The organism is Streptomyces sp. NPDC005263, from assembly GCF_042872365.1.
Taxonomy (GTDB): domain Bacteria; phylum Actinomycetota; class Actinomycetes; order Streptomycetales; family Streptomycetaceae; genus Streptomyces.
On record NZ_JBIAKJ010000008.1, the window covers coordinates 13,888 to 26,442 of the forward strand.

Here is a 12,555-nt window from a genome sequence, read left to right on the forward strand (position 1 = left end):
GAAAGGCCGTGAAGAGATGAGTGGTTCGGGCATACGGTCGGCGGCGTACGGCCTGGTGCCGGCGGACACTACGGAAGATGTACGGACGCGAGGCGCGGGCGTCTCAACCCAGGTGGCGATACTTCCGGTCGGGAGCTTCGAACAGCACGGGCCGTACCTTCCGTTGGCGACCGACACGCTCGTGGCCTGCGCCATAGCCCGGGAGATCGCCGCCGCGTACCCGGTGCACCTCCTTCCGCCGGTGACCATCGCCTGCTCGCACGAGCACGCGGCCTGGCCGGGAACCGTCAGCATCTCCTCGGTGACCCTTCACGCGGTGGTACGGGACATCGCGGCGTCGCTGCGCCGCTCGGGCGTCGAGGCCCTGGTACTGGTCAACGGGCACGGCGGGAACTACGTCCTGGGCAATGTCGTCCAGGAGTCCTCCGCCCGCGGTGAGCGGATGGCGCTCTTCCCGGCCCCGGAGGACTGGGAGGCGGCCAGGGAGCGGGCCCAGGTGGCGACCTCGCTGCTCACCGACATGCACGCGGGGGAGATCGAGACCTCCATCCTGCTGCACGCCCATCCCGAAATGGTCCGACCCGGTTACGAGTCCGCCGATTTCGTCGCGGACGACCGCCGTCATCTGCTCACCGTCGGAATGTCCGCCTATACCGATTCGGGCGTCATTGGCCGTCCTTCCCTGGGATCCGCGGAAAAGGGGAAGGAACTGCTGGCGGGCTTCGCCGATTCCTTCGGGGCGTATTTCTCGATGCTCACGTCCACCGACGGCACCCCGAGGTCCGCGGATTCCGAGTCCGCGTAGTCGGCGGCGTCCGCGCCGCGCAGGCCGGTGTACCACCGGGCGACCAGGACGAGGGCGCCCGGCAGGGCCGCCACGAAGCTGAGCACCCCGTACACCACCGCGACCGCCAGCCCGCTGCTCGCGCCGAGGCCGGCCGCGCCGAACGCCCAGGCGGTGACGCCCTCGCGGGGGCCGAAGCCGCCGACGTTCAGCGGCAGCCCCATCGCGAGCAGGGCGAGGACCGCGAGGGGCAGCAGTACGGCGACGGAGGCGCTGGACCCGGCGACGCGGGCGGCGACCACGAACATCGCGAGGTGTCCGGCGAGGACCACGGCCGAGGACAGTGCGACGCCGGGCCAGTTACGGCGGGACAGCAGCCCTTCGCGGGCCTCGGCGAGGCCGGCCCGCAGGGCGCGTCCGCGCCGGGAGGGGGCGCGGTTCATGCGCAGGGCCAGGACGACCGCGAGGGCGCCGAGCGCGGCGAGGCCGATCAGCGGGGCGAGGTGCCGGGCGTCGGCCAGCACGGGCGAGGGCATGGTCAGCAGCACGGCGGCGCCCACGACGGCCAGGACGACCTGTCCGGCGGCGCGTTCCAGGACGACGGCGCGGACTCCGCGGCCGAGGTCACCGGTGCTCTGTCCGTGTCTGACCGCCCGGTGGACGTCCCCGAGGACACCGCCGGGCAGGGCGGCGTTCAGGAACAGCGCCCGGTAGTAGTCGGCCACGGCCGGTTTCAGGGGCAGCCTGATTCCCAGGCCGCGGGCCACCAGCGCCCAGCGCCAGGCGCTGAACACGGTGGTGAGCAGCCCGATACCGACGGCCACCAGCAGGGTCGGCGCGTCGATGCGCCGCAGACCGTCCAGGAAGACGCCGGTGCCCATGCGCCACAGGAGGACGGCGAGGATGACGACACCGACGACGGTGCCGAAGTGGGTGCGGACGGCCCTGGAGTTGACGCGATCCCGAACGCCGCCCAGGACGGACCGCCACCGGGGCGCGGCCGAGGCACCCGCTTCGGGCCTCGCCCCGGGCGTCTCGGTACGGGCGGCGACCACCTCAGCGCGAGGAGCGGGCACCTCGGCGCAGGCCGCGATCACCTCACCGCGAGGAGCGGGCGTCTCGGCGCAGTCCGCGACCACCTCACCGCGCGCCGCCGGAACCTCCGCCCGGCCCGCGAGCAGCTCGTCGCGGGCGGCGAGGGCCTCGGTGCGGGCCGTGAGGATCTTGGTGCGGGCGATGAGGTCCTCGGGTGAGGGCACGCCCGCTCCGGTCGGGAGCGCGAAGACCTCGACCGGGCCCTCGTACCGCTGAGTCGGCTGCCCCCGCTGTTCGGTGTTCGACTCGCCCTGGGTGATGTCCCGCTCGCGTGAGGGGATGTCCGCCTCCCGCGGTTCGGCGGCCTGCTGACACGGCACGGCGCTCGGCGCGCGCGGCCCGACAGTGGACCGGGCCGCCCCCACGCCCACCGTCTCCACCTTCATGACTCCCCGCCGGTCGTCGGCCGGGACAGCGCCAGCAGGTCGCTGTGGTGCACGACGACCCGCAACTCCCCCGCCTCGCAGGCCGCGAGGCGCTCGCGCAGATACCGTTCCGCGCGCGGTGCCAGCTCGGGCCGTTCCTCGACGGCCGCGCCGACCCAGCCGCGCAGCCACTGCGCGGTCAGCGCCGACTCGGAGGGGCCGAGCCGCCAGGGGCTCGGGTGCAGCCGTACCGTGGCGCCGCGCTCGGAGAACGCCTCGCACGCCGCGTTGATGGCGTCCGGCCCGAGCAGGCCGTCGCGGCGCTGGTGGGCGTTGAACGCCTCGGCGATCTCCGCGTCCAGCGGGTCGGAGGGGGTGAGGTCGACCCGGCCGGCCACCGACAGGGTCAGCAGGGCCGGGCAGCCGGCGCCGGTGCAGGCGGCGGCGAGGGCGTCGATCTCCTCGCGGGTGAGGACGTCGAGCAGGGCGGAGGCCGTCACCAGGGACGCTCCGGCGAGGACGTCCGTGGTCAGCCGGGCGACGTCACCGCGGCGTGTCTCCACGGTGACCCGGCTGCCGTCTGCGGCGGAGCGCGGGGAGGCGACGGCGGCGAAGTGCAGGAGGTAGGGGTCCCGGTCGTGCAGGATCCAATGCTGGGCGCCGTCCAGGCGGGGGGCCAGCCAGCGGCCCATCGAGCCGGTGCCGCAGCCCAGGTCGTGGATGACCAGACCGGCCTTCCCGGGCAGGTTCGCGAGCCGGATCCGCAGCGGGTCGAGCAGGTCGTTCGACCGCCCGAGGGCGTCGGCCCCTTCCCGCAGCTCCAGCCACTCGGGGGCGTACCGCGGCGGGTCGTCGGGGCCGGCGTCCCGCAGCCGCACGGTGGCCCGCTCGCCGGGGCCGAGGGTGGGGCCCGCACCGGCGATCACGGTGTTCGTGACCGCTCCGGTACCGCCGACCGCCTCGCGGGGGCCGGGCTGGGTCGGGATCTTCCCCGCCTGCTTGGTCATCGCCGTCTCCGTCATGCCGCCCTCCTGGGTTCGTTCGGCAGTCGGCCCAGAACTCCGGCCAGGCTGCGAGCCGTGGTCGCCCAGCCGCCCAGTGCGGCCCGTCGGCCCCGGGCCGCGGCCTTCAGGCGACGTCGTACGTCCGCCTCGCCGAACCAGCCGCGCAGTTCGGCGGCGAGGGCGGCGGGGTCCTCCGGCGGGACGAGGATGCCGGGCACTCCTCCGTCGGGCGCCCGCCCGACGGCCTCCGCGAGCCCGCCGACGTCCGTCGCCAGCACCGGGATGCCGCGGGCGAGCGCCTCGGTCACCGCCATGCCGTAGGTCTCGGCGTAGGAGGCGAGGACCATGAGGTCGGCTGAGGCGTAGCTGGCGTCGAGTGCGGCGCCGGTCTGGGGGCCCGCGAGGTGCAGGCGGTCCTGGAGGCCGTGCTCGCTGATCAGTGCCCGCAGCCCGGCGACGTACTCCGGGTCGTGCCCGAGCCCGCCGACGAAGACGCAGCTCCACGGCAGTTCGGTCACCGTGGCCAGCGCCTCCACCAGCCGGTGCTGTCCCTTGCGCGGGGTCACGGAGGCCACGCACAGCAGCCGGGAGACGCCGTCGGTGCCGGAGGCGAGGGGGGCGATGTCGGCGCCGGGGGCGGCGACATGGACCCGCTCGGGGGCGAGGCCGTGGTGCGAGACGAGTCTGCGTACGGCCCAGTCGCTGGTGGCGATGACGGCCGGGACGGCCCGCAGCACGGTACGTTCCCGGGCGTCGAGGTCCGCGGCCACCGCCGGGTCCAGTCCCGTCTCGTCACCGAGCGGGAGGTGCACCAGGACGGCCAGGCGCAGTCGTTCCGCCTCGGGGACGACGATCTCGGGCACCCCGCAGGCGACCAGCCCGTCCAGCAGCACCACCGTGCCGTCCGGCAGCTCCCGCAGCACCCGGGCGAGTTCCGCGCGGGCGGCCACTCCGGGACTCGGCCAGCTGCCGTCCACGGCGTGCTGGTGGACCTGCCAGCCGAAGCCGGGCAGATCCAGGCTGACCCGCCGGTCGTAGGCGTTGCCGCCGCTGGGGGCGGCCGGGTCGTTCACGCCGCCCGGCAGGACGAAGTGCACGGAACGCAGCGACATCGGGATGATCTCCGCGTGCTTGAGTACGGAGTTCTGCACCGGCACGTAGCCGAGCGTGGTGGTCCGCTCCATGGTGGTGTCGGTCACAGCGCACGCTCATAACTCGCCCAGGCGACATGCGACTCGTGCAGCGAGACGGTGAGGCCCGCCAGGCCCTTGGCGCCCTCGCCGAGCGCGCCCTTGTGAACGCGTTCGGCGAGCCGGTCGGCGATGACCTTCGCCAGGTACTCCGTGGACGTGTTGACTCCGGCGAAATCGGGCTCGTTGTCGAGGTTGCGGTAGTTCAGCTCGCTGACTACGGCCCCGAGTTCCTGTGTGGCCAGTCCGATGTCGACGACGATGTTGTCGTCGTCCAGCTGCTCGCGCCGGAACGTGGCGTCCACCAGGAACGTCGCTCCATGCAGGCGTTGCGCGGGTCCGAAGACCTCGCCGCGGAAGCTGTGGGCGATCATGATGTGATCGCGGACGGTGATGCTGAACAACGGACGACCCTCCAGGTGCGGCGCGTCTGGTCCCCCAGCTGGTTCCCTGCCGGGGGATGCCGGGTAATACGGCTCCTCACCCCCCGTTGTTCAGCCCCCTCCCACTCTTTTCTCAGGTCAGGCGCCCTTCTCGTACGGGATTGGACCTGTGTGTCAGGTTTGCTGGTCGTATCGGACCCGGTGGCAGAGGGCGGGGATCTCGCCGGAGGTCAGCCGGGGCAGCACGTCCGGCAGTTGCTCGAACTCGCTTTCGCCGGTGACGAGGGCGTCCAGGGCCGGGTCGGCGAGCAGGTCGAGCGCGAGGGCGAGCCGGTCGGCGTAACTGCGGCTTGAGCGGCGGGCCGGGGAGACGGAGCCGACCTGGCTGCTGCGGACGATTAGGCGCCTGGAGTGGAAGGCCTCGCCGAGCGGGAGGCTGACCTGCCGGTCGCCGTACCAGCTCAGTTCGAGGACGGTGCCTTCGGGCCTCAGCAGTTCGAGGGCACGGGTCAGGCCCTGTTCGGTGGCGCTGGCGTGGACGACCAAGTCGCAGTCGCCGAGCGCGTCGCCGGGGGTCGCGAAGTCGACGCCGAGCGCCTGGGCGGTCTTGGCCCGGGCGGGGTCGGCGTCCACCAACTGGACCCGGGTCCCGGGGAAGCGGGCCAGCAGGGCGGCCACCGAGCTGCCGATCATGCCGCCGCCGACGACCGCGATCCGGTCGCCGACCAGGGGGGCCGCGTCCCACAGGGCGTTCACCGCGGTCTCGACGGTCCCGGCGAGGACGGCCCGTGGGGCGGGCACGTCCGCCGGTACGACCGTCACCGCGTCCACCGGGACGACGTACCGCGTCTGGTGCGGGTGGAGGCAGAAGACGGTCCGGCCGACCAGGGCCTCGGGCCCCTCCTCCACCAGTCCGACGCTGAGGTAGCCGTACTTCACCGGTGCCGGGAAGTCGCCTTCCTGGAACGGGGCCCGCATGGCCGCGTACTGGCTCTGAGGCACCCCGCCGCGGAACACCAGGGTCTCCGTGCCCCGGCTGACCCCGGAGTACAGCGAGCGGACGACCACGTCGCCCTCGCCGGGGTCCGGCAGGGTCAGGTCGCGTATTTCGCCGTGGCCGGGTGAGCTGAGCCAGAAAGCACGCGCGGTGCGCTTCATCGGCATCCTCCTGAACGATCGGGAAGCGGTTCACGTACCGAGGTGTGCACAGGTCGCGCACAGTACGCGTCCTTGATCGACTCTGTCACCTGGCCGGAGGAATGTGCGGTGGCCCTGAACAACACTTACGAAGCAAGGCTGGTCCAGCAGGAGACCGCGGTGGGAGCGGGCCTGCAGATCCTTTTGCTGGCCTTGCTCGGTACGGCGATCGGCATGGGGCCGGCGGGCTGGCTGACCGGCCTCGCCTTCGCCGTCGCCACCTGGGCGGTGCTCTCCCGGGCCCTGCACCGCTCACAGCCGCGTTCCTTCGGCCCGGCGAACCGGGTGACTCTCGGCCGGGCGACGCTGGTCGGCGGTGTCACGGCGCTGGTCGCGGACTCCTTCGAGAGCTCACCGCCGGTCACGCTGTTCGTGGGTCTGACGGCGGTGGCCCTGATACTCGACGGGGTCGACGGCAAGGTGGCCCGCCGCACGGGCACGTCGACCCCGCTGGGCGCGCGTTTCGACATGGAGGTCGACGCGTTCCTGATCCTGGTGCTCAGCGTCTACCTCTCGATGTCCCTGGGCCCCTGGGTCCTCCTGATAGGCACGATGCGCTATGCGTTCGTCGCCGCGGCCCGCGCCCTTCCCTGGCTCAACGCGCCCCTTCCCCCGAGCATGGCCCGCAAGACGGTGGCCGCGCTCCAGGGCGTCCTCCTTCTCCTGGCCGCCTCCGGCCTCCTGCCGTACCCGGCGAACTTCGGCGTCGTCGCCGTCGCGCTGGCCCTGCTGGTGTGGTCGTTCGGCCGGGACATCCTGTGGCTGTGGCGGACGTACCGGTCCCAGGAGGCCGCGGTGGCGCAGATGCTGGAGTTGGAACTGGTGTCGGAGCCGGAGCCGGTGGCGTCCTGATCCGGCGCCCGTACCACGGGTACCGGACCGGCTCCTGGCCCGTCAGCCCCGCAGCGGCACCCGGTACACGGTGGATTCCCGGGGCCGGAACCCCAGCCGCTCGTACAGCCGGTTCGCCGCGGCCCGGTCGGGTCGCGAGGTGAGGTCGACGGTCCGTGCCCCCGCCTCCCGGGCCAGCCGCAGAGCCTCCAGGGTGAGCAGCCCGGCGACTCCGTGACCGCGTGCCGCGTGGTCGACGACCACGTCCTCCACCCGGGCCCGCAGCCCGCTCGGCACGGGGAACATCACCAGCGTCAGGGTGCCGACGATCGTGTCGGCGGTGCGGGCGACCAGCACGGTGTTCGCGTCGCACTTCAGGATGGTGTCGACCATCGCGAGGTCGAGCGGGGTCGCGGCCGAGGACAGCTGCGGCAACATCCGGCCGAAGGCGTCGACGAGTTCCTGATCCGCCTCCCGGGCGATCTCCACCCGAATGTCTTGGTTGTCCATGCTGGGGAGCCTATCGGCCGGGCCCGCCCGTCCGCCGCCCCGGCAGCAGCGCGATCGCCGCGGCCGGCACGGCCGCCAGCACCAGCCACGGCACGGCACCCGGCAGCCCGCTGTCCAGCAGAGTGCCGGTCGCCGCGCTGCCGACCAGGACGATCAGACCGGAGAGTGAGGACAACGCCCCCGTGTACAGGCCGAGGCGGCCCTCCTCGGCGAGGTCGGGAACCCAGGCGCGGGCGACGGGGGCGACCAGCATCTGACCGAGGGTGAGCAGGACGACGAAGCCCGCCGCGGGCAGCATCCCCAAGGTGCCGGTCCACTCGGCGGGCCGGGCGGCGGCCACGACGACGAACCCGGCCGCGACCAGCAGCAGACCGCTCACCATGGACCGGCGGAGCGTCAGCCGGCTGTCGGCCCAGCGGGTGAGGGGCAGTTGGGCGGTCACCACCAGCAGCGACGACAGGGCGAACAGCCAGGCCAGCGGCGCCTGCGAACCCGTCGCGCGCTCCACCTCTGCGGGCAGGGCGAGGTAGAGCTGGTTGTAGGCGAGCAGGTAGGCGCCGTATCCGCAGCACAGCGCCAGAAAGCGCCGGTTGCCGAGCAGCAGCCCCATGCCGCCCCGGACCTCGACGCGGGCCCGCCCGGCGATCCGCTGTGGCAGCAGCCAGGCGTGCCCGCCGAGGACCAGCACGAAGATCCCGGCTCCGGCCAGGCACACGGTACGGAAATCCACCGCCAGCAGCAGCGCGCCGAGCAGCGGGCCGACGAACGCCCCGGCCTGTCCGGCGACGGTGAACAGCGCCAGGACCCTGGTACGGGGACCGCCGCCGGTCTCCTCCCACACCACCGCCTGCCGGGCGACCTCGGATTCCACGGCCGGTGAGAACAGCGCGGCGGCGAACCCGATCAGCAGGACGGCACCGATGACCGTCCAGGTCCGTTCGGCGAAGCCGAGCCAGGCGAACCCGGCGATCCTGAGCGCGCACCCGGCGAGGACCACCGGCCGGATGCCGTACCGGTCCGCGAGCGCCCCGCCCACCACGAACAGGCCCTGCTGGCTGAAGGTCCGCAGCCCGAGCACCAGACCGACCAGCCAGCCCGCCATGCCCACGGCCCGTCCCAGGTGTTCGGACAGGAACGGCAGCACGGCGAAGAAGCCGATGTTGAAGGCGAGTTGGGTGAGGATCAGCAGCCGCAGCAGGGGCGAGAGGCGAGTGCGTCCTTGAGACTCCTCGACCGGAACGACCGATGTCGACGTCATCGCGCCGCCACCAACTCCCTTGCGTCTGACGGTTGTTCGGCAGCGACCGGAGGTGGTGTGCGGGATCCCGCCCGCCTGCGTGGCACCCGCACTCCGCCCGCCGCGCTCACCGCGAACGCCCCGAGCAGGGCGAGGACGGCGGCGGGTGCGAGGACCGCCCAGGGGGCGCGTTCGGCGTAGGGCTGGTTCTCGGCGAGGAGCAGACCCCATTCCGGGGAGGGCGGCTGCGCGCCGAGGCCGAGGAAGGCGAGCGAGGCCAGGGCCAGCGCGATGCCGGGCAGGCGGAGCAGGGCGTGGCGGGTGACCGGCGGGAGGACGGCGGGCAGCAGTGCGTGGCGCAGGAGGTGCCCGCGGCCCGCTCCGAGACCCCGGGTGGCGGTCACATGGAGAGCGGCGCGTTCCTGACGCAGCAGCGCGGAGGCGTGCGCCGCGAGGGGCGCCCAGGCGACGGCGCCCACGGCGAGCGCGGGGGTGGCGGATCCGCTGCCGACGACGGCGGTGACCAGCAGCGCGAGGAGGACGGGCGGCACCGCGTTGACGGTGTCGACGAGGGGGCCGGACAGCCTGGGCAGCAGGCCGAGCAGGACACCGGCGAGCAGGGTGGCGGCGCCGATCGCCAGGGTGAGCAGCAGGGTGTCGAGGGCGCCGTGCGCGACTCGGGCGAGCATGTCCCGGCCGAGCGCGTCGGTGCCGAACGGGTGGGACGCGGAGGGGGGCCGGAGGCGTTCGCCGGTGTCGAGGGCGAGCGGGTCGCGGGGCAGACCGAGCGCGATGACGGCGAGGAGGAGCCCCCCGTGGACGTACGGCAGGACCCGGCGGGCCGGTGGCGTGGGCCGGTGCAGCGAGGGCAGCGCGCCGTCGCGCAGCGCCGGGCCCGCGACGATCCGGGTGACGAGGGCGGCCAGCCCGGCCGTCACCGCGGCCAGCAGGATCATGACCAGCGTGCCGGCTTGGAGGACGGGCAGGTCCTGGGCGAGGGCGGCCTGGAGGGTGGTGCGTCCGAGGCCGGGGATGTCGAAGATCTGCTCCACCGCGACCGCCCCGCCGGTCAGGCCGACCACGAACAGGCCGAGGTTCGGCAGCAGTGCGGGCAGGCAGCGGCGTACCGCCTGACGGGCGACGCGCCGGCCGGGCAGTCCGCGTGCGGTGGCGGCCAGCGCCCAGGGTTCGCCGAGGGCGCCGGGCAACAGGTCGTCGAGGAGCCGTCCGATGACGGCGCCGGCGGGCAGGCCGAGGGCGAGGGCGGGCAGCACCGTCCACTGGGGGCCGTACCAGCCGAGGGCGGGCAGCCAGCCCAGTTGGACGCCGACGACGGTGGCGAGGAGGGACGCGGTGAGGAACTCGGGCAGCGCAGCGAGCACCGCCGAGCCGCTGCCTCCCGCCCTGCGCCCGTCCAGGCGCCGGTGCGCGCCGAGCCACAGGGTGCGGGCGCAGATCAGCGCGGCGGTGACGGCGGCGACCGCGAAGGCCACCGCCATCAGCAGCAGGGACACCCCGAGGGCCTGGAGGACGGCGGGTGCGACCGCGTCGCCGGACAGCCACGACCGGCCGGCGTCCCCGTGCCACAGCCCGCCGAGCCACTGCCCGAGCAGGGAGAACGGTCCGCGGTCCAGGCCGAGTTGGGTGCGGATGTCGGCCAGTGCGCCGGGGGTGGGGTCACGGTCGGCCGAGCGTGCCTTGAGGACGGTGAGCGCCGGGTCGGTCCGGGTCAGCCAGGGCAGCAGGCCGATGCCGCACACCAGGGCGGCCGCGAGCACGGCCCGCCACACGGGCGTGGCCAGGTGGCGTCGCATGGGATCAGCGCCGCGTTCCGGTGCCGAGGAGGGTGCGCTCGTACGGGTCGAGGAGGGCGCCGCTGACCGAGGTGTCGACGCCGGTGATGACGCGCTGGTGGACCAGCGGGACCACGGCGTCGGTGCCCAGGATCCGGGCCTCGGCGGCCATGGCCGCGTCCTGCCGTTCGGCGGTGTCGGCGATGCCCTCGGCCTTCGCCACGGCCCGGTCGACGTCCCGGTCGCAGAGCTGGGCGATGTTGAAGCCGCCGTCGCAGGTGTAGTCGCCGGCGAGGACGGCGAGCGGGTCGCCGGTGTCGACGAGGGAGTTGCGGGCGAGGACGACGGCGTCGAACTTCCCGTCCAGGGCGTCACTCTCCAGCCGCGAGTACTCGCGCACCCGCAGCGTGACCCGGAACCCGGCCTTCTCCAGCTGCTGCTTCAACACCTGTGCGACCTCGGGGAGTTCGGGCCGGTTGTCGTAGGTGGCGAGGGTGATCCTGGCGCCGTCGGGGTTGGCGGCCTTCGCCCTGCCGACTGGCTGCCGACGCTTGCCCTCGGCCCAGGTCACGGCGGGTCCGTAGATGCCCGCGCCGGGGTCGGCGTGTTGCTCGTAGACGCCCTCGGCGAGCGCGGAGGTGTCGACGGCCCGGCGGGCGGCGGCGCGCACCTTCGGGTCCTTGAAGGGGCCCGACGTCGCGTTGAGCAGCAGGCTGGTGGTGCGGGTGGTGGCCGTCTCCTTGCGGGTGGCCTGGTCGAGGGTGGCGGCCTGCGCGACCGGGACCGCCTCGGCGAGGTCGATCTCGCCGGTGCGCAGGGCGCTCGCGCGGGCGGCGCCGTCGGCGATGAAGCGGACGTCGACGCCGGAGGCCTGGGCGCGGCCGCCCCAGTAGTCGTCGTGGCGGTCGAGGGTGGCGGACGTGGATCCGCTCACCTTCGTCAGTGCGAAGGGTCCGGTGGCGGTGCCGACCGGGTCGACTTGGTCCTTGCCGTCGTAGGCCTTCGAGGAGAGGACGGCGAGGCTCGGGCTGGACAGGCGCAGGGGCAGTACGGGGTCGGGGACGCCGGTGGTGATCCGCACGCCGGTGGCGCCGTCGGCCTTGGCGGCGAGGGTGACGCCGGACAGGGCGGCGGGCGCGGGCTTGGCGTCGGTGGCGTGGGTGAGGGCGGCGGCGACCGCGGCGGGGGTGACGTCCGAGCCGTCCTGGAAGGTGGCCTCGCGCAGGGTGAACAGCCAGGTGCGGTCGTTCTCCTGGCGCCAGGAGGCGGCGAGCGCGGGGGTGGCGGCGCCGTTGGCGTCCAGCGCGGTCAGGCCCTCGGTGACGCCGAGGCGACTGAGGATGGTGGCGTCGGCCCCGTACGGCGAGAGGTTCTCGGCGGGCGGGAACGCGAGCGCGACCCGCAGCCGGGCGCCGCCCTCGGCGCCGCCCGAGGAGTCGCCGCCCGAGGAGGCGAAGCAGGCAGTGAGGAGCGGGGCGAGCAGCAGGGAAGCGAGTATGTGGCGGCGGCGCACGCCGGTCACCGTCCTATCGGGATCTCGAAGTGGACGACCCCGTTGCCGCGGGAGTCGTCGCGCTCGTCGTGCACGGCCTTCGCGAGTGACCGCCAGAAGGGTTCGGCGCCCGGCACCGCAGGGTCGGTGTGCAGATAGACGGCGCGGTAGCCGCCGTCCGCGGCGGCGAAGGCGAGCAGTTCGTCGACCAGGCGCCGGGCGAGTCCGCGCCGCCGGTGCTCGGGACGGACGTACACCCGGCGAAGCTGCGCGGTCGCGCCGGAGGGATACCGCTCGGCGATGTGACGGGGGTTCGGCGGATGGGCGGGGCCGCGGGAGTCGAGGGCCGCGGTGGCCACGACGGTCCGCTCGTCCGGGTCGAGGGCGACGAGGAGGGTGTGGCGGGCCGGGACGAGGTAGGCGGCGGCCGGATCGATGATGTCGGCGTGCCAGCGGGGCACGTAGCCGGTACCGAAGTCGCGGTAGACGGTGTCGAGCATCACGGCTCGCGCACCTTCGAGGTCGTCGGGGCTCGCCGCCCTGATGCTGTAGTTACGCACTTGCGAATCATATGCATTAAGCCCTTCGGGTGATCACGGGTGGGTGGCGGGCGGGCAACTCCCCGGCGATGAAGCGCGTTGCCCGACACTCCCGCAACTTACCAACATGACATC

Annotated in this window: 11 protein-coding genes and 1 pseudogene; 2 read left to right on the forward strand and 10 right to left on the reverse strand. The window is 73.8% G+C overall.

Annotated features, from left to right (window positions below; all coding sequences use genetic code 11):
- The first annotated feature begins 16 nt into the window (after positions 1–16).
- A complete protein-coding gene (locus ACFYRY_RS31280) occupies positions 17–805 on the forward strand; it encodes a creatininase family protein (RefSeq protein ID WP_389153058.1) in 789 nt (262 codons plus the stop codon).
- Positions 806–921: 116 nt separating this feature from the next.
- Here ACFYRY_RS31280 and ACFYRY_RS31285 read toward each other — a convergent pair.
- The 5 genes and pseudogenes from ACFYRY_RS31285 to ACFYRY_RS31305 all read right to left on the reverse strand — a co-directional run.
- Positions 922–2,265 (reverse strand): annotated as a pseudogene (locus ACFYRY_RS31285) (lysylphosphatidylglycerol synthase domain-containing protein); the annotation flags it as partial.
- Positions 2,262–3,266, reverse strand: coding sequence for a class I SAM-dependent methyltransferase (locus tag ACFYRY_RS31290; protein ID WP_389153061.1), 1,005 nt, complete (start codon positions 3,264–3,266; stop codon positions 2,262–2,264). The pseudogene ACFYRY_RS31285 and the gene ACFYRY_RS31290, both read right to left, overlap by 4 nt.
- Entirely contained in the window at positions 3,263–4,432 is a 1,170-nt protein-coding gene (locus ACFYRY_RS31295; RefSeq protein ID WP_389153882.1) for a glycosyltransferase family 4 protein, read from the reverse strand. The genes ACFYRY_RS31290 and ACFYRY_RS31295 overlap by 4 nt, the downstream gene beginning before the upstream one ends.
- Before the next feature lie 11 nt (positions 4,433–4,443).
- On the reverse strand, positions 4,444–4,842 hold the full coding sequence (locus tag ACFYRY_RS31300) for a 6-pyruvoyl tetrahydropterin synthase family protein (RefSeq protein WP_389153064.1): 399 nt from the start codon (positions 4,840–4,842) through the stop codon (positions 4,444–4,446).
- Positions 4,843–4,995: 153 nt separating this feature from the next.
- Positions 4,996–5,979 (reverse strand): zinc-binding alcohol dehydrogenase, encoded by a 984-nt coding sequence (locus ACFYRY_RS31305; RefSeq protein ID WP_389153067.1) that lies wholly within the window; start codon positions 5,977–5,979, stop codon positions 4,996–4,998.
- 108 nt (positions 5,980–6,087) lie between these two features.
- Here ACFYRY_RS31305 and ACFYRY_RS31310 point away from each other — a divergent pair, with 108 nt between their 5' ends.
- Entirely contained in the window at positions 6,088–6,870 is a 783-nt protein-coding gene (locus tag ACFYRY_RS31310; protein ID WP_389153885.1) for a CDP-alcohol phosphatidyltransferase family protein, read from the forward strand.
- Positions 6,871–6,912: 42 nt separating this feature from the next.
- On the opposite strand, the gene ACFYRY_RS31315 is transcribed toward ACFYRY_RS31310, so the two are convergent.
- The 5 genes from ACFYRY_RS31315 to ACFYRY_RS31335 are packed head-to-tail and all read right to left on the reverse strand — an operon-like array spanning position 6,913 to position 12,441.
- Positions 6,913–7,359: a GNAT family N-acetyltransferase gene (locus ACFYRY_RS31315; protein ID WP_389153070.1), complete on the reverse strand. Its 447-nt coding sequence runs from the start codon at positions 7,357–7,359 to the stop codon at positions 6,913–6,915.
- 10 nt (positions 7,360–7,369) lie between these two features.
- Positions 7,370–8,617, reverse strand: coding sequence for an MDR family MFS transporter (locus ACFYRY_RS31320; RefSeq protein WP_389153073.1), 1,248 nt, complete (start codon positions 8,615–8,617; stop codon positions 7,370–7,372).
- Complete coding sequence (locus ACFYRY_RS31325; protein ID WP_389153075.1) at positions 8,614–10,410, reverse strand: ABC transporter permease subunit; 1,797 nt, start codon at positions 10,408–10,410, stop codon at positions 8,614–8,616. The genes ACFYRY_RS31320 and ACFYRY_RS31325 overlap by 4 nt, the downstream gene beginning before the upstream one ends.
- Before the next feature lie 4 nt (positions 10,411–10,414).
- A complete protein-coding gene (locus ACFYRY_RS31330) occupies positions 10,415–11,911 on the reverse strand; it encodes an ABC transporter substrate-binding protein (RefSeq protein WP_389153078.1) in 1,497 nt (498 codons plus the stop codon).
- Entirely contained in the window at positions 11,908–12,441 is a 534-nt protein-coding gene (locus tag ACFYRY_RS31335; protein ID WP_389153081.1) for a GNAT family N-acetyltransferase, read from the reverse strand. Before ACFYRY_RS31335 ends, ACFYRY_RS31330 begins: the two co-directional genes overlap by 4 nt.
- Positions 12,442–12,555: the final 114 nt, after the last annotated feature.

Coding starts and splice junctions, on each gene's coding strand:
- ACFYRY_RS31305 (WP_389153067.1), bottom strand. CDS start 5,979: ATGAAGCGCACCGCGCGTGCTTTCTGGCTCAGCTCACCCGGCCACGGC.
- ACFYRY_RS31325 (WP_389153075.1), bottom strand. CDS start 10,410: ATGCGACGCCACCTGGCCACGCCCGTGTGGCGGGCCGTGCTCGCGGCC.
- ACFYRY_RS31290 (WP_389153061.1), bottom strand. CDS start 3,266: ATGACGGAGACGGCGATGACCAAGCAGGCGGGGAAGATCCCGACCCAG.
- ACFYRY_RS31295 (WP_389153882.1), bottom strand. CDS start 4,432: ATGGAGCGGACCACCACGCTCGGCTACGTGCCGGTGCAGAACTCCGTA.
- ACFYRY_RS31315 (WP_389153070.1), bottom strand. CDS start 7,359: ATGGACAACCAAGACATTCGGGTGGAGATCGCCCGGGAGGCGGATCAG.
- ACFYRY_RS31320 (WP_389153073.1), bottom strand. CDS start 8,617: ATGACGTCGACATCGGTCGTTCCGGTCGAGGAGTCTCAAGGACGCACT.
- ACFYRY_RS31280 (WP_389153058.1), top strand. CDS start 17: ATGAGTGGTTCGGGCATACGGTCGGCGGCGTACGGCCTGGTGCCGGCG.